Consider the following 23,008-nt stretch of genomic DNA (forward strand, 5'->3'; position numbering starts at 1 on the left):
ACGGGGCCCGTCGCGCACGTCACCCATAAACCGGCCGCGCGCCCATTTCGTGCCGCATTTCTTGGGTCTGTTGCGGGGCATCTCGCAGCAACAGCCAACCCGAGGTCTGTCCAATGGATGACGCAAGAGCGGTACCGCGCGTCGACGTTTCCATCGTCATGCCCTGCCTGAACGAGGCGGCCACGGTGGCGGACTGCGTGGCCGACGCCCGCGAGGCGCTGGCCGCGCTGGAGGAACGCCGCGGCCTGCGCGGCGAGGTCATCATCGCCGACAACGGCAGCAGCGACGGCAGCCAGGCGCTTGCCGCAGCCGCCGGCGCGCGCGTGATCGACGTGGACGAGAAGGGCTACGGCGCCGCGTTGCGCGGAGGGTTCCGGGCCGCGCACGGGCGGTTCCTCGTGATGGGCGACAGCGACCGCTCCTACGATTTCCGCGAAGCGGTCCCGATGGTCGAGGCGCTCATGGACGGCGCGGAGCTTTGCATGGGCTCGCGCTTCGACGGCGAGATCAAGCCCGGCGCCATGCCGTGGAAGAACCGCTACATCGGCAACCCGGCGCTTTCGGGCATCCTTCGGCTGCTGTTCCGCACGCCCGTGCGCGACAGCCATTGCGGCCTTCGCGCGATCCGGCGGTCGACCTACGACCGGTTGCGGCTGTCCTCGGACGGGATGGAGTTCGCCTCGGAGATGGTCCTGAAGGCTGCCCTGCAGCGCGTGCGCATCGACCAGGTGCCCTGCACGCTGTCGCCGGACGGCCGTGGCCGACCGCCCCACCTCAGCCCGTGGCGGGACGGGCTGCGACACCTGTTCTACATGTTCATGCTGTCGCCCTCCTGGCTGTTCTTCGCGCCCGCGGCGCTTCTGCTGATGTTCGGGACGGCGATCTTCGCGGTGCTGCTGGTCAATCCCGACGCCACGATGGTGCGCGTCGGGCGGCTGGGAAGCATCGGCGACCACTGGGCGATCATGGCGAGCGCCTCGGTGGTGCTGTCCACGCAGACCTTCATCGCGGGCTACGCGGCCATGCTGCTGGGCTACCGGTCGGGCTACCTGCCCGTCTCGGGGCGCGCGCGGCGCGTCCTGTCGTTCTCCTCGCTCGGCACATGGCTTTTGGGCGGGGGCGCGCTGGTTGCGATGGGCGCGGTCTGGGCCTTCGCCATCGTCGGGGGGTGGATCGCCTCGGGCTTCGGAGCGCTCGACCAGATCCGGGGCCTCGTGGCCGCAAGCACGCTCGTGGTCACGGGCTGCCAGGTCTGCTTCGGCGGGTTCTTCATGTCGATCGTGGCCGGCAACCGGCTGAGCCATTCCGACGTCCTGACTGTCGCGCGCCACGACCGCTCGCCCGCGGGGTCGAGGGCCGCGCAATGGACCGGCGCCGAGGGGCGCGTCCTTCGCGATCCTAGCGCGTGAAGTCGGGGAACAGGTAGCTTCCGGTCCGCAGGCCCACCATCCCGATCAGGTCTTCCCCGGTCAGGAGCGCCACCGTCCCGTCGCCCCTCGGCGGCAGGGCCACATCGGGACGATCGGCGTAGTAGACCGGACCGCCCGCGAGGTAGGGGTCGTTGCGCACGAAATCCGAGGCGAACCACAGCGGCCGCGCCCGGATCACGATGCTGTCCACCGGCAGGGCGTCGAGCTGCGCCTGGATCGCGGCGCGCGGAGCGACCTGCTGGTGAAGCTGCCACGCCCGCCACGGCAGCAGCAAAAGCCCCCCCATCAGCGCCAGCGAAACCGCGATGCGCCGAAGGCGCGGATCGTCCGCGACGGCGTAATAGCCCGCCAGCGCGACGATCACGAGGCTGCCGATGGACGAGTGGTAGTAGCGCGAGCCGATGGTGAACATCTGGTTGGGAAGCATGAGGTGCGCGATCGCGACGTTGAACGCGATGCCCAGCGCGGCGATCAGCGGCACGCGGCCCATGCGGCGCGGCGCGGCGAGCGCCACCAGCGCCAGCAGCACGACGGCGGGCGACATCCAGAGCACGAAGCGCCAGATGTTGACGAACAGGAAGACGAGCGAGAACTGACGGTCGAGCTGCCCGACGCCGTCCGCCGTGCGCGCGGCGTAATTCGACAGGTATTCGACCTCCATCAGGGCGCGTGGCAGCACGCTCGCGTCGCCGGTCTGGATCCAGGTTGCGATCTCGGGCCAGGTGATCCAGAAGGGAATGCCGACCGCGAAGGCCGCGACGTAGGGCAACGCCTTCCAGCGGCTTCCGAAATGCCCCAGCAGCATCGCGACGCCGAAAGGGAGGGCGTAGAAGGTGTGGACGTGGACCTGGTGGATGCCGAGCGCGACGAAGCTTACCGCCGCCGCCGCGACATGGGCGGCCCAAGTCCCCCTCAGGAACAGCGCGAGCCAGACGGTGTTGAACGCGAGGTGCGTGGCGAAGGAAAAGCCCGAGGCCGCCGTCAGCAGCACCTGCGGCGAGGCGACGAGCAGGCAGGCGGCCAGAAGCGGCGCGCCGGGCCGGTCGGGGAACAGCCGCCGCGCGACGCTCGCCATCGCGAGAACCGTCCCGCCGGTCAGCAGCGAATGGGCGATCGCGACCTCGTATCCTCTTGGAAACAGCGACAGGATCGCGGCGTGGACGGGTCGGTAATGCTGCGACCACAACTGATGCTGCGCGTCCACATAGGTGAAGTAGGGCTGAAGCGCGCCACGCAGCGCGAACGCCTCGTCTCCCAGCGGCGCGAGCAGGTTGCCGCCCCGGAAGATCTCGGCCTGGAAGAGCGGGAAGAACTCGTCCGCCGTTGCATTGTAGTTGTGAAGGGCGAGGAACCGCAGCACGACGACCAGCCCCGCGGCCAGCGCCGCCAGGGCCGCGACGCCCCCGCGCGGCACGCGTTCCGGCCATGGCGCGCCAAGGCCGCTCCATGCCGCGATGAGAACGAGCGCCGCGACGAGGGGGCCGGCCCACATGTCCTGCGCCACGAAGAGGTGGAGGCTGACAAGGTAGGCCTTCGCATCCGCCCCGGTGGACACGAGACCCGAGGCCACGAACAGAAGGCCGATGGGCAGGGAGGCCGCAAGGAAGGCCGCCACGCGCCAGGGGGCCGCTGCCGGCCGCGGGCGGTCGCGCCGCAGGCCCGCGTCAGCCATCCGCCCGCCTCCTTCCCATCAGCCGGAGCCTTGGGCGCACGCGCTGGACGAGCCTCGTGCGCGAGAGAAACGGCAGCCAGGCGGGCGGCCCGAGCGACAGGAACGCCGAGATCGGGGGCCAGACCGGGCCACGGCTGCCGTGGAAGACCGATGCGAGCCACAGGTTGACCGTGTTCGACGCCCGCGCCATCGCAAGGACCCTGTCCCGCGCCTCGGGGGCGAGGGCGCCGGCGTGGCGCGCGGGCGGGGTGTCGAGCTGGGCCGCGAAGTCCGCGAGGTCGGCCGAGCCCGACACCGTGAGCGAGCCGCCGTGCAGACGGAAGGCCACGCCGCGCGCGGGGTCCCACGCCGTCTCGCCCCGTCCGGCCAGCGCCAGCCAGAAATCCCAGTCCGCGGTATACCAAAGGCCCTCGTCGAGCCCGCCCATCGCGCGCGCGGCGGCCACGGGGAAGGCCGCGGCGGGAAGGGCGACGGTGTTCTGCACCATCAGGAGGGACAACACCTCGGAGGCGGCCACGGCCCTCCGCCGCGCGCCCAGCGGCGGGGCCTGCCGGCCTATGACGCGGCCCTCGCCGTCCACGTAATCCGCCCCGTGCAGCCAGAGCGCCGCGTCGGGATGCGCGGCGAACATGCGCCGCAGAAGCGCGGCACGACCCGGCCGCCAGAGATCGTCCTGATGCAGGAGCGTCGCGCGCGGGGCCCGCGCAAGCCTCAGCGCGAGGTTCGTGTTCTGCACCCAGTTTTCGTTCTCGGGCGCCGCCACGAGCCTGAGGTCGATGCGGTCCGCGAATTCGGCCGCGATCCGGGCACTCCCGTCGGTGGAGCCCTGGTCCACGAGGATCACCTCGACCCCCTCGGCCTGGTCCGCGACCGAGGACAGCGTCGCGCGCAGCATCGAGGCGCCGTTGTAGACGGGCATCAGGACGCTCAGCCATGGCGTGCCGTGCCCGCTCATGCCCCCGATCCCCTCGCATCGGCACGGCGGGTCCCGATCCGGCGCAGAAGCGTCAGGCCGCCCACGATGACGCACAGCGCCACCATGTTGGTCAGCCGGACGCCAAGTGCCGCAACCGCCGCCACCGAGGCCGCCGTCCCGCCATGGACAAGCACCGCGCTCCAGCTCCATTCGGCCATCCCCAGGCCCGCGGGCGCGATCGGCAACGAAGTCAGAAGCGCGATCGGCGGCGAGGCGACGAACACCAGCCAGATGGCCGTGGACGGCGCGAGGACGGCCAGCACCGCGCCCGCGCGGAGCGCCACGAGGACGAGGCGCAGGAGCGAATAGAGACTGAGCGTCGCAAGCACCGCGGCCGGGGCAGCCGCCGCATGGGCGAAGCCGTCGGCCGCCGCCGCAAACCCGCCCGCGCGGACGCCGCGGCGGTCGAGCGCCCGCAGGAGCCTTTCGCCGCCGCGCAGGCACGCGCGCAGCGCGACAAGGCTGGCCGCGACCATCGCCGCCATCGTGGCGACGGCGGGCCCGGCGGCGAGGTCGAAGCCGATCACGGCGATGGCGGCGACGCTGCCCGAAAGCACGAGGATGAGATCGAAGGCCTGCTCGAAGATGGTCGCGCGCGCGACATAGCCCGAGGCGCGGACCTCGCGGTCCAGAAGGACCCACCGCACCAGCAGGGTGCTGAGCTGGACGGGAATGAGCTGCCCGAAGAATTCACCGAGGCTCGTCAGCTCCACCCGCCGCAGGAAGCCGGTCCGACGCACGGGCTGCGCGAGGTGGTCGGCCGCGACCTGCCACTTGAGCGCGCCGACCACGAGGTTGGCCAGCGTGAGGCAGGTGACGACGGCATAGAGCCACGGCGGCGCCGAAAGGGCCGCGACGACGGCCTCGCCCGGTGAGACGGGGAGGAACGAGAACAGGAGCCAGACGAGAAAGAGGCCGAGGCCGGTCGAGGCCGCCACGCCTGCCGCGCGCCGCGCGAGGATCATCGCGCGCCCCCTGCCGGAAGCCGGGACCGCGACGCGGCGCGGGGCCGGCGCGGACGGGCCGCCCCCCTTCCCCGCCGCGCCTCGCGCGGCTCGCCTGCGGTCAATCTCCTGTCGGCCACTGTGCCACTTCGCTCCTTGCCGGCGTTCCGGACGGCGCGCCCGGGTGCCCCATGCCTAGCCCCGCACGAGGCCGATGCCATACATGCCCTGATCGGGGTCCGTGACGATGGTTTCGGTCCTTACGCCGGGGTCATTCTCAAGCTCGATCCAGAAGCGGTTCACGTCGATCGAGGGGTCGCCCGTGTTGGGCAGGACGTCGTGCAGCGCAAGAAGCCCGCCCTCCGCCAGAAGCGGGCGATAGTTGAGGTAGTCTCGCCTGACGCCCTCGTAGGAGTGATCCGCATCGATCAGGATGAAATCGAAGCCGCGCTCGCCGCCCAGCGCGGCGACATCCGCAACCGTGGCCTGCGCGTGGGAATCCGCCCGCAGCAGGTGCAGCGCCTGGCCGTCGCGGGCAAAGCCGCGATAGTCGCGCTCCTTCCAGCGCGGATAGCCGCCGCCGTTGCGCCCGTAGGGCAGATCGACGCTGACGATGGTGGCGTCGGGCGCCGCGAAACGGCACAGCAGGAACAGCGTGCCGCCCCGCGCGGTGCCGATCTCCAGCACGCTCCGGGGGCGCGCCGCATCGACCTCGCCGATCAGCGCCGCAAGCTCGCGCGGGCACTGCATCGGCCGGATCCCCGCGCCGAGCGCGTCCTCGCAGACCGCGCGCACCGCGCCGTCGGGATTTCCGGGAACCTTGTCACGCGCGATCGCATCCCGGACGCGGCCCATGAAAAGCCTGTCGCGCGCGTTCTGAAAGGACAGCCACAGGAATGTCGCGGCCCGCGTCAGCGCGGGATGGCGCCCGGCGCGTTCCCAGGACCGGATCCGGTATTTCAAAGCCTCGACCATGTCGCCCACTCGTTGCCTGCACACGCCCGCGGGTCCACCGCCCGGAAGGCCCCCGGTCCCCATCACGACCATCTGGCACGGAATATTTGTCTCTACTATGGCAACAAGTCGCTTCTTTCGGGCCGTTTGGACGCGGAAGCGCAGCCTATCCGCCGTGTCCTGTGCCCGACAGACCACGCCGAACCCGTCCGGGCGTCCAAGGCGGTGCGAAAACGGCCAAGCCCCGACCCTTCCGTGGCCGCGCGACGGGTTGGGCGGCTTCTCGCCCTGCCGTTCTGGGGCGCCCTGCAGCGTTCAGTGGCGAACTGGAACAACATCTCGCCGCTCACGGGACTGCCCGTCCCGGTCCTTTACATCGCAGGCGTCCTTTCGTCGGTCGTCATGATCTGCGTCGCGGCCGTCCGCATCGCGATCCCTTAGGCGCGGCTCGACGGCGGGCATGACGCGGACATCGGCGACGGCGATACCTCGCGGTGATCCTCGCGATCTTCCTGAGCGTGCCCGACCGGCGCGACGCGGACCGCAACACGATGGGTCGCCAGCGCCCCGTCGCACCGATGACACCTTGCGGAACTGCCGGCCGCCCAGGGCCGGGACGCGACCCGAGGCGAGGTGCGGAGGCACGTTTCCGGCGCGCAAGTTCGGCTCCGGCTGGCCGATTGCGCTTGCGCTCTTGAAAGACCCTTTGTGTTGCCTATCTAGGCAACATGCAACGAACACGCTCGACGGAAGACATCCAAGGCTTCGGTGACTACCTGCGCGGCGCCCGCGAACGCAGGGCCGCAGAGGACCCGGCCTTCTCGCTGAGAAAGGTCGCGATGCGCTGCGGCGTCACCCCCGCCTATCTCTCGCGCGTGGAGCGGGGGGATGTCGCGCCGCCGGGCGAGGAGACGCTGATCCGGCTGGCCGCCGATCTGGGCGAGGATCCCGACGTCCTGCTCGCGCTCGCCGGAAAGATATCGTCGGACCTGCGCGCGGCGATCCTCGCGCGTCCTCGGCTTTTCGCCGAGCTGATCCGATCCCTGAAGACCATGCCGGACAATGCCGTGCTTCGCATCGTCCGGGACGTCCGTGACGGCACCTGGTAACCTGACAAGGAGAATGTCATGCCAACGCTCGAAAACGACCGCCTCGTCTTCCGCTTTCCGCAGATCGACGAGGATGCCAGCTTCTCGATCGATTTCCGGCGCACGCTGCGCATTCCCGACAGCGACGAGACCTATCCCCTGCCCCCGGGCCTCGGCCGGTTCCCGATCCGCCATGTCGAGGACCACGCCGACAGCCTGCCCGGCGACACGACATCGCGCGGCGGCGTCATCCTTCCGATGTGGCAGGCGGAGGCGATGTGGCTGAATTTCCGCAACGAAGGCCCTGATTATGGTCTGCCCTTCCCCGTCGCGATCAAGATCGCCGCCGGGAAGATCAATGCCGTCACAGGAGAGCCCTGGCGTGGCGGCCTGCACCGGGACCCGCAGGATTATGTCGTCTCGCCTAACCAGCCATGGCTCGACGGATTCGCCGTGGAGAAGGGCGTGATCCGGCAATTCGTCGCGATGCCGCTGGGCGAAGGGTATTCGGCAGAAGAACAATTGACCGGCGCGGCCGATTGGGGCGGCCTCCAGATTTCAGTGGTTCCTCTGAAACGGGACGTCTGGCGGAAGCGGCGCGAGGAATGGGAACGGCGCGAAACCCTGCTCGACGCCTCCCCGGTGAGGATGCTGCTCCCCAGGTCCAAGATTGGTCTCGCGCCCGGCGGGCGGATGCGGCAGACGGTGCACCGCGATCCCTTCACGCTCGACGACTGGGACGCCGCCGCAGCCGACCGGGTCTTCGTCACACTGGTGCACGCGAAGGACTGGAAGGCGATCACGGGCGCGCCAGCGCCCAACGAGCCCCCCTCGGCCGCCGATTACAGCGCCGCCCGAATGCCGTGGTTCGAGCACTACGGCAAGGATCAGGCCAGCCTCGAGGGCGGCAAGCCGCTCGCCGGACTGAAATCGGCGGCGTCGATCTTCAAGATGAAGACCGGCGCGACGCTTCCGGGTTCGCTGGACGTGAAGACCGGCGCGCCGATACCCATCGGACCCGGCGCCGCGACGGCGGCGCGCCCGGTGAGAACCGATCCCGACCTGGAATGGTGACGCGCGCCCCGCGACGACCTGACGCCCGAAGGGTCGGGATGATGCGTGGCGCAAGAGGACGCCGGGATAGGGGCCGGTGCCAAGGGGCACCGGCCCGCCCTCCAGATCACCCGAGGCGCAGGCCAGCCCCGGCCTGCCCTGCCCCCCGGCCCGCCGTCACTCGTTCACGTTGTCGAGGCCGATGCTCATGGACACCGCCACAAGCGCCAGGATCGCAAGCAGGATCTGAACGCCCGACACGGCGGCGACGAGCGGCGTGGAGGTGAACTGCACCAGCGCCAGCAATTCGACGGGCAGCGGGCGGTCGTCGAACCCGTGCGTGAAGATCGCGACCGACAGGTTGTCGAAGCCCTCCACGAAGGTGAACACGGCGCCCGCGAGGATGGCAGGCAGCAGGAGCGGGAAGGTGATCGTCCGCAGGCTCTGGAACGAGGCCGCACCGAGGTTCGTGGCCGCCTCCTCGAGCGATGCGTCGAGACGGACGAGACGGCTTTGCACCGTGCGGACCATCACCGCCATGATGAAGACCGCGATCGAGATCGATTGCAGCCAGATGGACGGCGACACCGCCACCAGCGCACCGGCAAACAGGACCGCGACGCCAAGCACGATGCCGGGCACCATGTGCGGCACCAGCACGAAGACCGAAAGCGCGGTCCTGCCTCGGAAACGGCCCCGCACGCAGGCCAGTGCCGTGGGCACGCCCAGCACGACGCAGAGTGCCGTGACCATCAGGCCGACCTTCAGGCTCGTCCACATCGCGGCGACGAGGTCGGTCTGCTCGAAGACCTCCGCGTACCACCGCAGCGTGAAGCCCTCGGGCGGGAAGCTGACGTAAGCCCTCGTGTCGAAGGAAATGATGACCACGATGATGGAGGGCGCGATCAGCAGAACCAGCGACAGCACGGCCACGAACAGGATCAGGCCGATGCCCAGAATGTCGCCGGGCGACGCGGTGCGAAGCTTGCGGATCATCCCTCGCGCCCTTTCGTCCACGCGGTGGCCGCGTTGGTGGCAAGCGCGATGGCCACGAGCACGATCAGGCATGTCACCATCAGGATCAGCGAACTGACCGATCCCTTGCTCCATTCGAGCGAGTAGACGACCTGTTCGTAGATCATCGTCGCGGCGTTGAGGTAGTTTCCGCCGCCCAGCAGTTGCGGGACCACGAACGTGGTGTAGCTCAAGGTGAACACCAGCGCCGCGCCCGTCCCGATGCCCGGCGTGCTGAGCGGAAGGATGACGGTTCGCAGAATGGCGAGATGGCTCGCGCCGAGATTGGCAGCCGCCTCGACGATCCGCCCGTCATGGCGGCTCATGACGGCGATCAGCGGCAGGATCATGACCGGCAGGTGGATCTGGACCATGCCGATCAGCACCGCCCAATGCGTGTTCATGATGCGCAGGGGGGCATCGATCAGCCCGAGGTTCATCAGCGTGGAATTGACCACCCCGCGCCCCCCGAGGATCACGAGCCAGGCATAGGTGCGGACGATGCCGCTGGTCAGCAGCGGTGCGATGGTCAGCACGAGGATCAACCGCCGCGTCCATTTCCCGCCGATCAGGAACAGGTAGGCGACCGGGTATCCGAACAGCAGGCAAAGTGCGGTGGTGTTGAGCGCGAGCGTCAGCGACCGCCGGAACGTCGTCCAGTAGAGCGGATCGCCCAGCGCGTTCGTCAGGTGCCCGAGCGAGAAGGTCTGCGACACGATCGCGCCGCGCGAGACCTCGATGTCCGAAAAGCCCAGCGACAAGAGGATCGCGAAGGGGATCACCGCCACGACCGTCAGCACGAGGATGGCCGGCACCGCCGGCCAGATTCCGCGGCCCGACAAAAGCCTGTCCGTCACCCGTTCGACCAGGCCCGCGCGAGGGATCCCCGATGCCTGCGCCATGCCAGCCATCAGACCGGATACACGGCGCAATAGGCCGGGTCGATCACCGAAAGGCTGACGGCCGCTCCGGCCTGGAGAGGGCGCAGCCGGTGCTGGCGCATGGACACGACCTGCACGGTGGCGCCATCGGGCGTCTCGACGTGAAACTCGATCAGTGCGCCGACCGTCCGGTGAAACGCGACGCGGCCGCGCCAGGGACCGTCCTCCTCGGGGGCGATGCGCAGATTGTGCGGGCGTGTCATGACCTGCACGTCGCCCGACAGTTCGGTGCGGGCGGTCTGTCCGTCGGGCAAGGTCACGGCGCCGCCCTTCGCGGTCGCGCGCCAGAAGTTCGAGGTGCCGATGAAGTCTGCGACGTAGGCGGTGGCGGGATGGTCGAAAACCGTGTCCGGCGCGGCGACCTGCTCGATCCGGCCATCGCGCATGACGGCGATGCGGTCGGACATGGTCAGCGCCTCGTCCTGGTCGTGGGTGACGAAGATGGCGGTCAGGCCAAGCCGCTTGATCAGCTGCCGCAACTCGACCTGCATCGTGCCGCGCAGCTTCGCGTCGAGCGCGCTGAAGGGCTCGTCGAGCAGCAGGACTCGCGGCTGAAGCACCAGAACGCGCGCCACCGCGACGCGCTGCTGCTGGCCGCCCGAAAGCTGGGCGGGATAGCGGTCGGCGAAGTCGGACAGCGAGACGGTGGCCAGCACCTCGGCCACGCGCGCGTCGATTTCGGCCCGCGGCACGCCGCGCATCCGCAGGCCGTAGCCCACGTTGCTGGCCACGGTGAGATGCGGAAACAGCGCGTAGCTCTGGAAGACGACGCCGACGGGGCGGCGGTTGACCGGCAGCGCGCCCATGTCCTGCCCGTCGATCTCGATGCTGCCCCGCTCGGCATCCCAGAACCCGGCGATACAACGCAGCAGCGTGGTCTTTCCGCAGCCCGACGCGCCCAGAAGGGTGACGATCTCGCCCTCCGCCACGTCAAGCGAGCAGTCCTTGAGCACGGTCACGGCGCCGAACCGCTTGGACACGGCCCCGATGCGAAGCACCGGGGCCGCGATGTCCGACCTTGTCACAAGATCGGGCCGTTCCTGCATCATTGCACTGCGAACATGCGGTCGAAGGTCTCCACGGTCTGGCCGCGCAGCGGCGCGAAGGACGGCCAGTCGAGCGAGGTTGTGGTTGCAAGTTCCTCGGGCGTGGACGGTACGTAGGGCGCGGCCTCCTCGGCCACTTCCACGCCTTGCACGACGGTGCCGAAATATATCGGCGCGCTGCCGGCCATGGACTGGATTTCCGGCGTGAGCAGGATGTCGGTGAACTCGTGCACGAGATCGGCGGTGCCGTCCTGCGTGTTGACGAAATGCACGATGTTCGTCGGCAGCATCAGAGGTCCGGGACCCATGAGCTTGGTATACCCGATCGGCAGCCCCGAGGAGGCCGCGAGCGCCGAGTTGACGTGCCAAAGCGGCGCCAGATCGACCTCGCCGCGTTCGATCATCTGCTGCAGGAGCGGCGGCGACCGGCCCACGAGCGGATCGAGCTCCATCCACTTGGTGAGGGCGAATTCCATGTCGTCCTGCGGCATCCCGAAGGCTTCGCTGGTCGCCGCCAGAACGCCAAGGCCGAGGTTCGACTGCGGACGGCACATTCCGATCCTGCCGTTGTATTCCCCGCTCCACAGGTCCTCCCACCGCCGCGGTGGCGTGGCGACGCGCGTGGTATCGTAGGCGACGCCGATCCCCTCGAACCAGATCGGCTGGCCGACGTCGTAGCCGTAGGACGGGAACTTGGGATCGACGTTGGCCGCATTGGGGATCTGCGAGAAATCGAGCGGAACCAGAACGTCCTCGGCAAGGGCGTTGATGATCGCGGGCGAGCCCATCACGGCGAGGTCGTAGGGCGAGTTGCCGCGCGCCGCCTTGATCTGCGCCAGCGCCTCGGCGGACAGGCCGCCGATGACGCGCAGCGACACGCCCGGATTGCGGCGGCCGAGTTCTTCTCCGGCCGCGATGAGCGGGGCATCGGATTCCGTTCCGTATCCGACCATCACCAGTTCACGGGTCTGCGCCCGCAGGACTGTGGGGCTCGAGAGCGCGCTCGTTGCGGCCAGACCGCCCAGCACGGTTCTTCGGGTCAGTTTCATGGTTTACTCCCTGTCTGGTTCATTTCCGCCGGATGCCCAGCGTGTGACACCAGCAAGAACGCTTTCATAATTCTTCGCAAGAAAAAAATTCGAAACCACGCGAATATCCACCTCCCCTGCCCGCGAAGGAAGCCGGACGCCGGAAAAAGCGGCAGCTGGAGTCACGCCAGAAGGACTTGCGGCCCCGCCGCCTCGATGGCCGCGACGTCGGCGGGCGCCGCCTTGCGGTCGGTGACGAGGATCGAGATCTCGCGCGGGCTGGCGATCCGGGCGCCCGCGACGTGACCGATCTTGCCGCGGTCGCCCAGCATCACCGCACGGCGCGACGCCGTCAGCATCGCCCGCTTGACCTCGACCTCCTCGAAGTGCGCGTTGGTGAAGCCGCGCTCCACGTCGATGCCCGCGCAGCACAGGTAGGCGCAGTCGGCGTTCAGCTGCTCCAGCAGCAGGGACGCGAAGGGCGGCACCAGTGACCGCGAGCGGAGGTTCCGCCCGGTTTTCTTCAGGCTCCCGCCCGTCACGACGACGGAAGCGCCTGGGTGCTCCTCCAGCGCGATCGCGATATCGAGGCTGGAGGTGATCACAACGAGATCGCGAAGATCGACCGGCAACGCCATCGCCATGGCCAGCGTCGTCGTGCCCGCATCAAGGATCACCGTCTCGCCGCTGCGCACCATGCTTGCCGCAAGGGCGCCGATGCGCTTCTTCTCGTCGGTGAAGTTCTGGCTCGGCAGATCGATCGGCCGCTCGAATCGAGCCGACTGGATCGCCATCGCCCCGCCGCGGATTCGGCGCAGCAGGCGGCGCCGTTCGAGCGCGTCGAGGTCCGATCGGATCGTGACCGCAGAGACCCCGAGCGCCTCGGACAGCTGGACGACCTCGGCGGAGCGCTCCCGGTCGAGGATCTCGAGAATGCGCTGCTGGCGGGGCGGCAACGGCCCTCCGATCCCATCATCCATCATGCCCACCTTCATTACGCTTGCGTTTTTTTCCATAATGACAAATACCGAAAGCCAGCGCGGCATGCCATATCTTTCGTCCCGCCGCACCGTTTCTACAAGCCACTTACGGGGAGCGACATGAGCATCGAGCAGAGAATCAACGAAATCCGGCGCGAATCCTCCTCGGACGCCGCCGGCGACCCCGAGCGCTTCCGCCGCGTGGCGCTGACCGAGAAGGAAATGATGGCGCAGGGCGACGCGATCCGGTCGACGCTCGCGGCCAATGTCGAGCCGCTCGCCGCCATCGGGCGGGATCTGGCCGGACGCACGATCCGGCGCGTCGTCACCGTCGGATGCGGCGACAGCTGGATCGTGGGACACGGCGTCCGCCCGGCCATCGAAGAGGCGTTGGGCGCCCCCTGCGAACCCATCGAGGCGTTCGATTTCGCAGCCTACGGCCTGCACACGATCAACGGCGAGACGGTCGTGATCGGCCTGAGTTCCTCCGGCAAGACCGAGCCCGTGATCGAGGGGCTGACCGCGTCGGCCGCCAAGGGTGCCTACACGGTGGGCCTGTCGAACACGCTGGGATCGCCCCTGATGGAACAGTCGCCCGGCGCGCTGCACATTCGCGCGACGCGCGGCGGATGGCCCACGCAGTCGAGCACGGCGGCGATGGCCCTGATGCTCGCGATGGCCGCCTCGGTGCAGAAGGCCAAGGGGGGCGACGCCTCGGCGCTGGAGGCGGCGCTGGCGGCGCTGCCCGAGCAGGTCGATTCCGTCGCGCGCAAGTTCTACGACCCGGCCAAGGCGGTCGCGAAACACCTCGCGCGTGCCGACCTGGTGCTGACCACCGGCGCGGGGCCGTTCTTCGCGCCGGCCGAGTTCGGTGCGGCCAAGCTCAAGGAACTGGCGCCGATCCACGCCTATTCCTTCCCGCTCGAGGAATATCACCATTACCGCACGCAGAAGGCCGGCGATGCGATGTTCATGGTCGCCGCCGACGAGGCCAGCCATGCGCGCGCCCTCGAGACGGCGATCATGTCGCGCGGCTGCGACGGCTATTGCGTGGCGCTGGTGCCCGAGGGCGAAACCGAGATCTCCGAAATCGTCGACGTGGCCTGGCACCTGCCGCGCGTCCCTGCCGCCACCGCGCCCATCGTCTACAGCGTTCCGCTGCACCTGTTCGGGTATCATGCCGCGGTGGAACGCGACGCGCTCGGCCTCGGGGCGCCCCGACTGGGCCTGTGACGTGATCCCCGACCTGGTCACTGTCGGTGGTCTGACGGTCGACAACGTCGTCGCCGCGGACGGCACCGTGGCGCTGGATCAGGCGGGCGGCAACGGCGCCTACTCCGCCGTGGGCGCGCTGGCGTGGGTGGCGCGGGTCGGCCTGGTGAGTTGCGCGGTGTCGACCTATCCGCCCGACGTGCTGAAGCGGCTGCGGGCCGGCGGGGTGGACCTCGCCGGCGTCGCCTGGTCCGAGCAGGCGCTGTCGGCGGGAAGCTGGTTCCTCTACGATGGTGACGGGCGGCGCGACGAAGGGCTCACGGCGCCCGGCGATGCGCTGGCCGAGGCGGGATTTCCGACGGATCGTCTGACCCCCGCGCAGACGGCGGAATGGCGCGCCGTCCTGCAGGCCCGCCGCGCCCTTGGCGAGATCGGCTATTCGGAATTCCGCGAGCGCCATCCCCTGCGCGCGGCACAGGTGCCGGAAAGCTGGCGTGCCGTGAAGGGCGTGCATCTCGCCCCGAGCGCGCCATCGGTCGTTGCGGAGATGCTCGATCTCTTTTCCCGCGACGGAACGACGATCACCGCCGATCCGGGCTGGCAGCTCGCCGAGGCGGGTCTGGACGCCATCGGCCCGATTCTGTCGCGGCTGGACGCCTTCCTGCCCAGCGAGGTGGAGCTTCGGGCGCTGGTACCGGGCGCACATCCGGCCGACGCGATCGCGGTGCTCGCAGGCCGCTGCCCCGGCGCGGTCGCGGTCAAGATGGGGCCGGAAGGCGCGCTGGTCTGGGATCGCGCGAGCCGTGCGCCGGTGACGGTTCCGGTGCACCACGTCGAGACGCGAGACCCCACGGGCGCCGGTGACAGTTTTTCCGGAGGCTTCCTCGCCGGCCTCGTCGAAACCGGGGACCCGGTGCAGGCGGCCCGCTTCGGCGCGATTTCCGCCGCACGGGTCGTCTCAAGCTTCGGAGCCGCGGGCGCGCTGCCCGCCGACAGAGACGCGACGCGCGCCGCATTGCACAAGGATTGCAACCCATGTCATTGACCTTGTTCGAGAAATCGAAACCCGTCATCGCCGCGCTTCACCTCCCGGATTTCGCACTGAACCGTCACCTCTCGGTGTCCTGGTACGAGGATTACGCGATCACCAACGCCCGCATCTTCGCCGAGGCCGGCATCCCGTGGATCAAGCTGCAGGACCAGACCAGGACGCAGGGCGCGGCCGCGCCGGACACGCTCGCGCGGATGGCGGCGCTGGCCCGCCTGATCCGCGCCGAGGTGCCCGGTGTGGGTCTCGGCATCATCGTGGAGGCGCATGACCCGTCCGCGGCCCTGTCGGTTGCCGACGCCGCGGGGGCCGATTTCGTCCGACTGAAGGTGTTCGTCGGCGGCGCCATGACCGCGCAGGGACCGCGCAGTGGCCTGGGCGCCGAGGCGGTCGCCCACCGGGCCGCCCTTGGGCGCGCCGGGATCGCCCTTCTCGCGGACGTGCACGACCGCACCGCGGTTCCGATGTCCGGCGAAAGCCAGCCCTTCGCTGCGGAATGGGCGGTCAAGACCGGAGCGGACGGCCTCGTCGTGACCGGAAGCAGCTTCGCGGACACGCTTCAGCGCATCGCGGCGGTCCGCGCCGCGGGCGTGCGGCGGCCGGTCCTGATCGGCGGCGGGGTGACGGAGGCCAACGTCGCCGAGGCGCTGACCGCATCGGACGGCGTGGTGGTCAGCAGCGCGCTGATGCGGCGGAACGCGGGTCCGGGCGACCTGAAGTGCTGGGATCCCGATCTCTGCCGACGTTTCATGGATGCCGTCCGGGTGCCGGCATGACGGCCGGGGGCCGCGACTTCGCCGGATACGCGGGCGCCCCGCCATCCATGCGCTGGCCGAATGGCGCGGGCCTTGCGGTCTCGGTCGTCGTCAATGTCGAAGAAGGGGCCGAATTGACCCTGACCGCCGGCGACGAGCGCAACGAGCATATCTACGAGGCGGTCGAGCGCGTCGACGGCGCACCCGATCCCTGCATGGAGAGCCATTTCGAATACGGACCCCGCGCGGGCTGGCCCCGGATCCGGGCCGCGTTGCGCGACAGGGGCGTTCCCGCAACGCTGAATGCCTGCGGGCGCGCGCTGGAAGCGACGCCATGGATCGCGACGGAGGCCGTGGGCGACGGCCACGAGGTGGCGGCGCACGGCTGGCGCTGGGAACGTCACGCGGGCATGGACGCGGCGACCGAACGCGCGGCCATCGCCCGAACCGTGGCCGCCATCGACCGGATCGCGGGCGCCCCGCCGCTTGGTTGGCACACCAGATCGGCCACCTCTCCGAACACGCGCGCGCTTCTGGTCGAACAGGGCGGCTTTCTCTACGACAGCAACGCCTACAACGACGACATCCCCTATACCGTCGATACCGCGCAGGGGCCGCATGTGGTCCTGCCCTATGCGTTCGATACCAACGACATGCGCTTCTACAACGGCGGCGGATTCGTGTTCGCCGAGGATTTCGCCCGCTACTGCATCGCCGCCTTCGACCGGTTGCTGGCCGAGTCCGAGCGCGCGCCGCGGCTGCTGTCCATCGGGCTTCACACGCGGATCATAGGCCGGCCGGCGCGGATCGGAGGGCTGGAGATGTTCCTCGACCATGCGCTGCGCGCGAACGGCGCGTGGTTCGCATCCCGGGCGGACATCGCGCGCGCGTGGCGGGGCGCGATCGGGCTGCCGGAGTGGACGCGCCGGCCCTGCCCTGCGGATTTCGCGTCCGGGTCGCCCGCATGAGCCGCGACCTGATCGGATACGGCGGAGCGTGGCCCGATCTCGTCTGGCCCGGCGGCGCGCGGCTCGCCGTCTCGGTGGTCGTCAACTTCGAGGAAGGCGCCGAGCAGCAGGTGCTCGACGGCGATCCCGCGAGCGAGCGCTTGGGCGAGGTGATTTCGGTCGTGCCCGACGGCAAGGCCGATCCGGGACAGGCGCAGATCTTCGCCTATGGCACCCGCGCCGGTGCGTGGCGCATGGCCGATGCGTTGCGCCGCCACGACGTGCCCGCGACGATCTTCGCCTGCGGCAGGGCGGCAGAGCGCGCCGCACCCGTCCTGCGCATGTTCGCCGAGGAAGGGCATGAGACGGCGTGCCACGGCTGGCTGTGGCGCCCACATGCCGACTACGACACCCCCGGCGCCGAGGCCGCCGATCTCGACCGGGCCGCCGAGGCGATCGCTGCGGCGACCGGCAGCGCGCCGCGCGGCTTTTTCTGCCGTGGCGCCGAAAGCCCGTGGACACGGGCCCTTCTGGCCGAGCGCGGGTATCTCTACACGTCGAACGGGTTCGACGACGACGTGCCGTATCGCGACGCATCGGGTCTGGTCGTGGTTCCCTACGCGCTCGATACGAACGACATGAAGTTCTTTCATCCCAATGGTTTCGTGCGCGCGTCCGAAATGGTGGACTACGTGGCCGACGCCCTCGATGTCCTCGAGGCCGAGGCCGCGCGCGGATTGCCGCGCCTGCTGAACATCGGCTTTCACCTGCGCATCGCAGGCCGCCCCGGCCGCTTCAAGGCCTTCGAACGGATCCTGGCCGAGCTGGACAGGCGTCGCGATCGCATCTGCCTTGCCCGTCGCATCGACATCGCCGAGGCCTTCGACGCGGCGTTCCCGGCATGATCGCGCTGATCAATCCCAATACCTCGGCATCCGTCACCGCGACGATGGTGCGCATCGCCGGCGAAACGGCCGGCCCGGCCGAGCGGATCGAAGGGTTCACGGCCGCCTTCGGCGCAACCCTGATCACCGAGCCCGCGGAACTCGACCGGGCGGCCGAGGCGGTGGCCGCGCTCGCGACCGGCATGGCGCGGGCCAGGGCCGTGATCGTGGCGGCGTTCGGCGATCCCGGCCTCTCGGAGCTGCGCGCAAGGCTTTCGATCCCGGTGACGGGCATCGCCGAGGCGGGCATGGCCGAGGCGGCACAGGGCGGACGCCGCTTCGCCGTGGTGACGACGACACCGAGGCTTCGCGAACGCATCGCCGAGACGGCCGCGCGTCACGGCCACGACGCCTTCATCGGCACATGGACGACCCCCGGCGACCCGGTCGCCCTGACCGCTGACGCCGACGCCCTGCGCCGGGCGCTCGACGCCGCGTGCATCGCCGCCGCCGAGGCCGGCGCGGAGGCCATCGTGATCGGCGGCGGTCCACTGGCCGAGGCCGCGCGGGATCTCGCGGCATCCGCAGCCGTCCCCCTGATCGAGCCCCTGCCGGCCGCCGTCCGCCTCAGCCTCCGCCGCCTGACCGCAGGAGTTTCGCCATGAAGCGCCATCTCGTCACAGCCGATCATATCCTGACCGGCTTCGACCCCGACGGCCGCACCCGGATCATCGAGGACGGCGCCATTCTCGTCGAGGGCGACCGCGTCGCCGGGATCGGCCCCGCCAAGCTCCTCAGGCAGCAGAACCGTGGCCTGCCCGAGACGGGCGGCAAGGGGCGCGTGGCGATCCCCGGCCTGATCAACGCGCACCATCATGTCGGGCTGACGCCGTTCCAGATGGGCGCGCGCGATCAGCCGCTGGAGCTGTGGTTTCCCGAACGCCTCGTGATGCGCGACGTCGACCCGAGGCTCGACACGCTCTACTCGGCGCTCGAGATGATCGCCTCGGGCGTGACGACGGTCCAGCACCTCCACAGCCGCGCGCCCGGCGATGTCGATGCCGTCCTGGCACGTGCGGGCCAGATCGTGGGCGCCTATCGCGAGCTTGGGATGCGGGCGAGCTACTCCTTCGCGCTGCGGGACCAGAACCGGATGATCTACGCCGCCGACGAGGACTTCGTGAGATCCCTGCCTGCGGACCTCCGCAAGCCCGCGGCCGATTACCTCGCGGGGTTCGGCCTTCCGCTGAAGGACCAGATCGCGGTGTTCCACGCCTTGCGCGACCGGTATCGCGACGACCCGCTGATCGGCATCCAGATCGCGCCCTCGAACCTGCACTGGCTGTCGGACGCCGCGCTGGAAAGCGCCGCGCGCATTGCCGGGGACACGGGCGCGCCGATGCACATGCATCTTCTCGAAACCCCGTATCAGAAGGAATACGCGCGCCGCCGCACCGGTGGTTCGGCGCTTGAGCATGTCGACCGGTTCGGCCTGATCGGTCCGCAGCTGACCATCGGCCACGGCGTCTGGATGACGCCCGACGACCTCGCGCTGGTGGCCGAGCGCGGTGCGTGCCTGTGCCACAACTGCTCCTCCAACCTGCGGCTCAAGAGCGGCACGGCCGACCTTGCCGCGTTCCTGCAAAGCGGCGTGCCCGTCGCCCTCGGCATCGACGAGGCTGGCCTCAACGACGACCGCGACATGCTGCAGGAAATGCGCCTCGCGCTGACGCTGCACCGCCCCGCCGGTCACGACGCCCCCCACCCGGAGGCCGCGCAGATCCTGAGGATGGCCACCGAACACGGCGCGGCGACCACGCCGTTCCGAGGCAGTATCGGGCAGCTCGCCGACGGCTTTCTGGCCGATATCGTGCTGCTGGACTGGCGCGCCGTCACATGGCCGTGGCAGGATCCCGAGATGCCGCTGGTCGACGTGCTCGTCCGCCGCGCCCGGGCGGGGGCCGTGGCGACGGTGTTGATCGGAGGCGAAATCGTCTACGACGAAGGCCGGTTCACGCGCGTCGATCGCGACAGCGTTCTCCAGTCGGTCGCGATCGACCTCCAACGCCCCGACACGCCACAGGAAGCGAAGCTCCGCGCCCTGTCCCGCCGCCTCATCGACCCCGTGGCGCGTTTCTACCGCGACTGGCCGGTGAGATAGGCGACGGGCGCCTCATGGGACACTGCGAAGAAACACGAGGCCAGAAGCGGCTCGACGACTGCGGTCGAAAACGGTGCGCTCATCGCCTGCGTCGTCAGGATGCGCGCAACCAGTTTCTCGGCAAGAAGGACGTCAAGCCAGACACGACGACGCGCGCGGCAGAACCCTGGCGCCCTGGCGCGGAATGCGTTCGTTTCCAGTCGGAAAAGTGGTGCCCGGGGGCGGAATCGAACCACCGACACGAGGATTTTCAATCCGTCGCTAATCTAGGAATTTGAAGCACTTGTGGGTGTCTGGCGCGTCAAACCCCTGACGGCCGATCAATTACTTGGACCGAGAATGTCAAACCCAAACCGGTACCCATTCGCTGACCATGGAAGCCTTCCTTGCAGACCTTCGGACCGGCCAGCGATAAGCTCAGGAGGAAACGTCATAAATTCATTCAACTATCGAGAGGGCAAACCGGTGGCCAAGAGACTGAAAATGGCGGCGAAGCGAGCACTCATGGCGTGCTGCTTCATGTTTCTGACGGGCCAACCCATTCTGGCTCAAGAGGTCGCGCAATGGTTTCGCAGTCCAGGTACTACCTCAGCGACTCTCTCCGCCGGCCAGGGTCATGATCTCGTCAATTCTTCATCTGCGTTTGATGGACAGGGGCTCGTCGTCATTAGCCACTGGTCAACTCGACCCGATGCACAAGTGGGTGGCCTTCCCTCAACTAACGTCCTCCTGCGTTGCTTCGATAGGTATGACCAAGAGCATGCGGTCATCGAGGCAATCTGCTTCGTCGCACTTGAGTAGACTTTGGGCCCCTCTCCGATCGGACCAATAGAGCTTGCTCTAGTGAGACAGGCCACCATACTCGTCAGCGAGTCCCAAATGAATAGCATTTGACTTTTGAGACGATGTTCCTCTTTATGTCTTAGACATCATTGATACAGGAGCTGCATGTGCTCATCGGATATGCGCGGACTTCAACACTGGATCAGAAGGCGGGGCTAGAAGCCCAACGAGAGGAGCTTAGGTCCGCTGGCTGCGAGAAGGTCTTCGAGGAGCAGGTCTCGTCGGTTGACACTGCAGCGCGTACACGTCTAGCCGAGGCTATCGAGTACATCAGGGAAGGCGATACGCTGATCGTCACCCGCCTTGATCGCCTCGCGCGCTCTGTGCCCCACCTTCTTCAAGTTGTTGCGCAGCTTAACAAGAAGGGCGCGGCACTCCGAATTCTTGGGATGGACATCGACACGAGCACGTCGACGGGCAAGCTGATGCTTACCGTTCTCGGAGGCATTGCCGAGTTTGAGCGGGAGATAATGCTTGAGCGTCAGCGCGAGGGCATCGCCAAAGCTAAGGCGGCCGGGAAGTACAAAGGGCGCAAGCCGACGGCTCTGGCCCGATCGAAGGAAGTACTAGCGCTCCACGAGGCTGGAACCGGTCCGACTGATATCGCGAGGGAGCTCGGCATAGGTCGAGCCTCGGTATACCGGATTCTGGCGGCGTCGAAACCGAGCAAAAGCTCAACCGCTGTTGATCGATCGGACAAGTTTGTCTACTCCGAGACCTCCGAGCTTCGTAGAGTTGACAGCGCTTAATTCGGGCCCGCTCTCTTCGGTGAACTCGAGTGCACCACCCGATCGGCGAATTTGCGTGCATTACTGGGAAGCATGATGAAGGGCTCCAAGGGCTGTTACCTGTACAGAAGCAGACATAGGTGCGCTGCGCAGCGAACGGCCCCTGTGAGCCCGTTGCCGCCATTGACTCACGGTCGACCGGCTTCGAAACTGGCGCCCAGTCCATGTCTCCCCGCCTCGATTGGCTCAGCCGGAGTGACTCCATGAGCAATCGCGATGCGTTCCGCCATCACCCCGAATTGCGAGGAAAGATCAAACCCGCAGCGGAGTCGTTCTTCCGGGATCTGGACATCAGCATTCTCGACGCCCATGCAGCCAAAGCCGGATTTCCGTCCGGTTGGCGCACTCCCTGCGAAGACCGCGAAGCCGACCGGCGACGTTGGCTGGAGGGCCACAGGGAAAAAGACCTCTGGGTCTTTGCCTATGGTTCGCTGATGTGGGATCCGTCCTTCGAGTTCGACGAGGTCCGCCATGCTCTTTGCGTTGGATACCAGCGCAGCTTTTGCCTGTGGGATGACGGAGGCCGGGGGTCGAAGGAAGAACCGGGTCTGATGCTTGCGATCGACGAGGGCGGCAGGTGTCAGGGCCTCGCGTTTCGCATTCCGCAGGAGAAAATCGAGCACGAGACCTTCGTCCTGTTCCGGCGCGAAATGCTTGCCCCTGTCTATCGCTCTGTCTGGCTCGACCTGGACACCGCGTCCGGGCCGATAGAAGCGCTGGGCTTTGTGGCCAACCGCGAGTGCGAGGACATCAAACCCGGAATTCCCCTGGAACAACAGGCCAGCATGATTGCGCGCGCGAGGGGAGTCTTTGGCGACAATTTCGATTACTTGTCGGACTTGCACGAGCGCCTTGAATTCCTCGGCGTTGAGGATCCCTACGTCTTGGACCTCTACGCCGCCACGGAGGCCCTGCGCCGGAATCCCACATGATCGCGCGGGCGCATTATAACGGTTGTCATCGGCGCGCCTGCGCAGACGGGAATGTGGCGAACAATGACGAGCCCCTCAGACGAGTTGTTCTATCCATTGGCTCAGTCGCTCCCCGAACCCCGTGACTTCTGCAAGTAAGACGACGGTCGGGACCGGCGCCACCGCGAAGATCACGCAGGCCAGGAAAGCTGGATATGAGAAGGTCCGGGTGTATCCGACCGCCATGGCGATGCCGCCTCCGCCACCGATGGCGGTGTTGCCCGGCATGTTGATCAGCAAGGCAAGGGCAAGCCAACGAAAACGCATCAATCC

Annotated in this window: 22 protein-coding genes and 1 pseudogene; 13 read left to right on the forward strand and 10 right to left on the reverse strand. The window is 68.3% G+C overall.

The window, feature by feature from the left end; genetic code table 11:
• The first annotated feature begins 113 nt into the window (after positions 1 to 113).
• Positions 114 to 1,409, forward strand: coding sequence for a glycosyltransferase family 2 protein (locus tag P6F26_RS17045; protein WP_278029912.1), 1,296 nt, complete (start codon positions 114 to 116; stop codon positions 1,407 to 1,409).
• Here P6F26_RS17045 and P6F26_RS17050 read toward each other — a convergent pair.
• The 4 genes from P6F26_RS17050 to P6F26_RS17065 form a co-directional block, all read right to left on the reverse strand.
• Positions 1,399 to 3,102 (reverse strand): hypothetical protein, encoded by a 1,704-nt coding sequence (locus P6F26_RS17050; RefSeq protein WP_278029913.1) that lies wholly within the window; start codon positions 3,100 to 3,102, stop codon positions 1,399 to 1,401. The two genes, P6F26_RS17045 and P6F26_RS17050, sit on opposite strands and share 11 nt — an antisense overlap.
• Entirely contained in the window at positions 3,095 to 4,057 is a 963-nt protein-coding gene (locus P6F26_RS17055; protein ID WP_278029914.1) for a glycosyltransferase family 2 protein, read from the reverse strand. Before P6F26_RS17055 ends, P6F26_RS17050 begins: the two co-directional genes overlap by 8 nt.
• Entirely contained in the window at positions 4,054 to 5,043 is a 990-nt protein-coding gene (locus tag P6F26_RS17060) for a lysylphosphatidylglycerol synthase domain-containing protein (RefSeq protein ID WP_278029915.1), read from the reverse strand. The genes P6F26_RS17055 and P6F26_RS17060 overlap by 4 nt, the downstream gene beginning before the upstream one ends.
• Positions 5,044 to 5,217: 174 nt before the next feature.
• Positions 5,218 to 5,997 carry a class I SAM-dependent methyltransferase gene (locus tag P6F26_RS17065; RefSeq protein ID WP_278029916.1) on the reverse strand — a complete coding sequence of 260 codons (780 nt, stop codon included), beginning with the start codon at positions 5,995 to 5,997 and terminating at the stop codon, positions 5,218 to 5,220.
• Between the two features lie 234 nt (positions 5,998 to 6,231).
• On the opposite strand from P6F26_RS17065, the gene P6F26_RS17070 reads away from it, so the two are divergent.
• From P6F26_RS17070 to P6F26_RS17080, 3 genes are all read left to right on the forward strand, one after another.
• Positions 6,232 to 6,417, forward strand: coding sequence for a hypothetical protein (locus tag P6F26_RS17070; RefSeq protein WP_278029917.1), 186 nt, complete (start codon positions 6,232 to 6,234; stop codon positions 6,415 to 6,417).
• Between the two features lie 287 nt (positions 6,418 to 6,704).
• Positions 6,705 to 7,085, forward strand: a complete 381-nt coding sequence (locus tag P6F26_RS17075; protein ID WP_278029918.1) for a helix-turn-helix domain-containing protein — start codon at positions 6,705 to 6,707, stop codon at positions 7,083 to 7,085.
• Between the two features lie 18 nt (positions 7,086 to 7,103).
• Positions 7,104 to 8,138 carry a hypothetical protein gene (locus tag P6F26_RS17080; protein ID WP_278029919.1) on the forward strand — a complete coding sequence of 345 codons (1,035 nt, stop codon included), beginning with the start codon at positions 7,104 to 7,106 and terminating at the stop codon, positions 8,136 to 8,138.
• A 156-nt stretch (positions 8,139 to 8,294) separates the two neighbouring features.
• On the opposite strand, the gene P6F26_RS17085 is transcribed toward P6F26_RS17080, so the two are convergent.
• From P6F26_RS17085 to P6F26_RS17105, 5 genes are all read right to left on the reverse strand, one after another.
• The gene (locus tag P6F26_RS17085) at positions 8,295 to 9,113 is read right to left on the reverse strand and encodes an ABC transporter permease (protein WP_278029920.1); all 819 of its coding nucleotides are present in this window, start codon (positions 9,111 to 9,113) and stop codon (positions 8,295 to 8,297) included.
• Positions 9,110 to 10,033: an ABC transporter permease gene (locus tag P6F26_RS17090; RefSeq protein WP_278029921.1), complete on the reverse strand. Its 924-nt coding sequence runs from the start codon at positions 10,031 to 10,033 to the stop codon at positions 9,110 to 9,112. Before P6F26_RS17090 ends, P6F26_RS17085 begins: the two co-directional genes overlap by 4 nt.
• A gap of 8 nt (positions 10,034 to 10,041) precedes the next feature.
• Positions 10,042 to 11,121, reverse strand: coding sequence for an ABC transporter ATP-binding protein (locus tag P6F26_RS17095; protein WP_278029922.1), 1,080 nt, complete (start codon positions 11,119 to 11,121; stop codon positions 10,042 to 10,044).
• A complete protein-coding gene (locus P6F26_RS17100; RefSeq protein ID WP_278029923.1) occupies positions 11,118 to 12,167 on the reverse strand; it encodes an ABC transporter substrate-binding protein in 1,050 nt (349 codons plus the stop codon). The genes P6F26_RS17095 and P6F26_RS17100 overlap by 4 nt, the downstream gene beginning before the upstream one ends.
• A 161-nt stretch (positions 12,168 to 12,328) precedes the next feature.
• The gene (locus P6F26_RS17105) at positions 12,329 to 13,129 is read right to left on the reverse strand and encodes a DeoR/GlpR family DNA-binding transcription regulator (RefSeq protein ID WP_278029924.1); all 801 of its coding nucleotides are present in this window, start codon (positions 13,127 to 13,129) and stop codon (positions 12,329 to 12,331) included.
• 117 nt (positions 13,130 to 13,246) lie between these two features.
• On the opposite strand from P6F26_RS17105, the gene P6F26_RS17110 reads away from it, so the two are divergent.
• From P6F26_RS17110 to P6F26_RS17150, 9 genes are all read left to right on the forward strand, one after another.
• A complete protein-coding gene (locus tag P6F26_RS17110) occupies positions 13,247 to 14,359 on the forward strand; it encodes an SIS domain-containing protein (RefSeq protein WP_278029925.1) in 1,113 nt (370 codons plus the stop codon).
• Positions 14,304 to 15,383: a carbohydrate kinase family protein gene (locus P6F26_RS17115; RefSeq protein WP_278029926.1), complete on the forward strand. Its 1,080-nt coding sequence runs from the start codon at positions 14,304 to 14,306 to the stop codon at positions 15,381 to 15,383. The genes P6F26_RS17110 and P6F26_RS17115 overlap by 56 nt, the downstream gene beginning before the upstream one ends.
• A complete protein-coding gene (locus P6F26_RS17120; RefSeq protein ID WP_278029927.1) occupies positions 15,374 to 16,162 on the forward strand; it encodes a BtpA/SgcQ family protein in 789 nt (262 codons plus the stop codon). Before P6F26_RS17115 ends, P6F26_RS17120 begins: the two co-directional genes overlap by 10 nt.
• Before the next feature lie 47 nt (positions 16,163 to 16,209).
• The gene (locus P6F26_RS17125; protein ID WP_278029928.1) at positions 16,210 to 17,109 is read left to right on the forward strand and encodes a polysaccharide deacetylase family protein; all 900 of its coding nucleotides are present in this window, start codon (positions 16,210 to 16,212) and stop codon (positions 17,107 to 17,109) included.
• A complete protein-coding gene (locus P6F26_RS17130) occupies positions 17,106 to 17,993 on the forward strand; it encodes a polysaccharide deacetylase family protein (RefSeq protein ID WP_278029929.1) in 888 nt (295 codons plus the stop codon). The genes P6F26_RS17125 and P6F26_RS17130 overlap by 4 nt, the downstream gene beginning before the upstream one ends.
• Positions 17,990 to 18,637 (forward strand): aspartate/glutamate racemase family protein, encoded by a 648-nt coding sequence (locus P6F26_RS17135; RefSeq protein ID WP_278029930.1) that lies wholly within the window; start codon positions 17,990 to 17,992, stop codon positions 18,635 to 18,637. Before P6F26_RS17130 ends, P6F26_RS17135 begins: the two co-directional genes overlap by 4 nt.
• Positions 18,634 to 20,133, forward strand: coding sequence for an amidohydrolase family protein (locus P6F26_RS17140; RefSeq protein ID WP_278029931.1), 1,500 nt, complete (start codon positions 18,634 to 18,636; stop codon positions 20,131 to 20,133). Before P6F26_RS17135 ends, P6F26_RS17140 begins: the two co-directional genes overlap by 4 nt.
• A gap of 950 nt (positions 20,134 to 21,083) precedes the next feature.
• Entirely contained in the window at positions 21,084 to 21,725 is a 642-nt protein-coding gene (locus P6F26_RS17145) for a recombinase family protein (RefSeq protein ID WP_278029932.1), read from the forward strand.
• Positions 21,726 to 21,967: 242 nt separating this feature from the next.
• Positions 21,968 to 22,696, forward strand: a complete 729-nt coding sequence (locus P6F26_RS17150; RefSeq protein ID WP_278029933.1) for a gamma-glutamylcyclotransferase — start codon at positions 21,968 to 21,970, stop codon at positions 22,694 to 22,696.
• Positions 22,697 to 22,771: 75 nt separating this feature from the next.
• Here P6F26_RS17150 and P6F26_RS17155 read toward each other — a convergent pair.
• A pseudogene (locus tag P6F26_RS17155) lies at positions 22,772 to 23,008 on the reverse strand (hypothetical protein); the annotation flags it as partial.

Origin of the sequence: Roseicyclus salinarum (assembly GCF_029624655.1) — a bacterium.
Lineage (GTDB): Bacteria > Pseudomonadota > Alphaproteobacteria > Rhodobacterales > Rhodobacteraceae > Roseibacterium > Roseibacterium salinarum.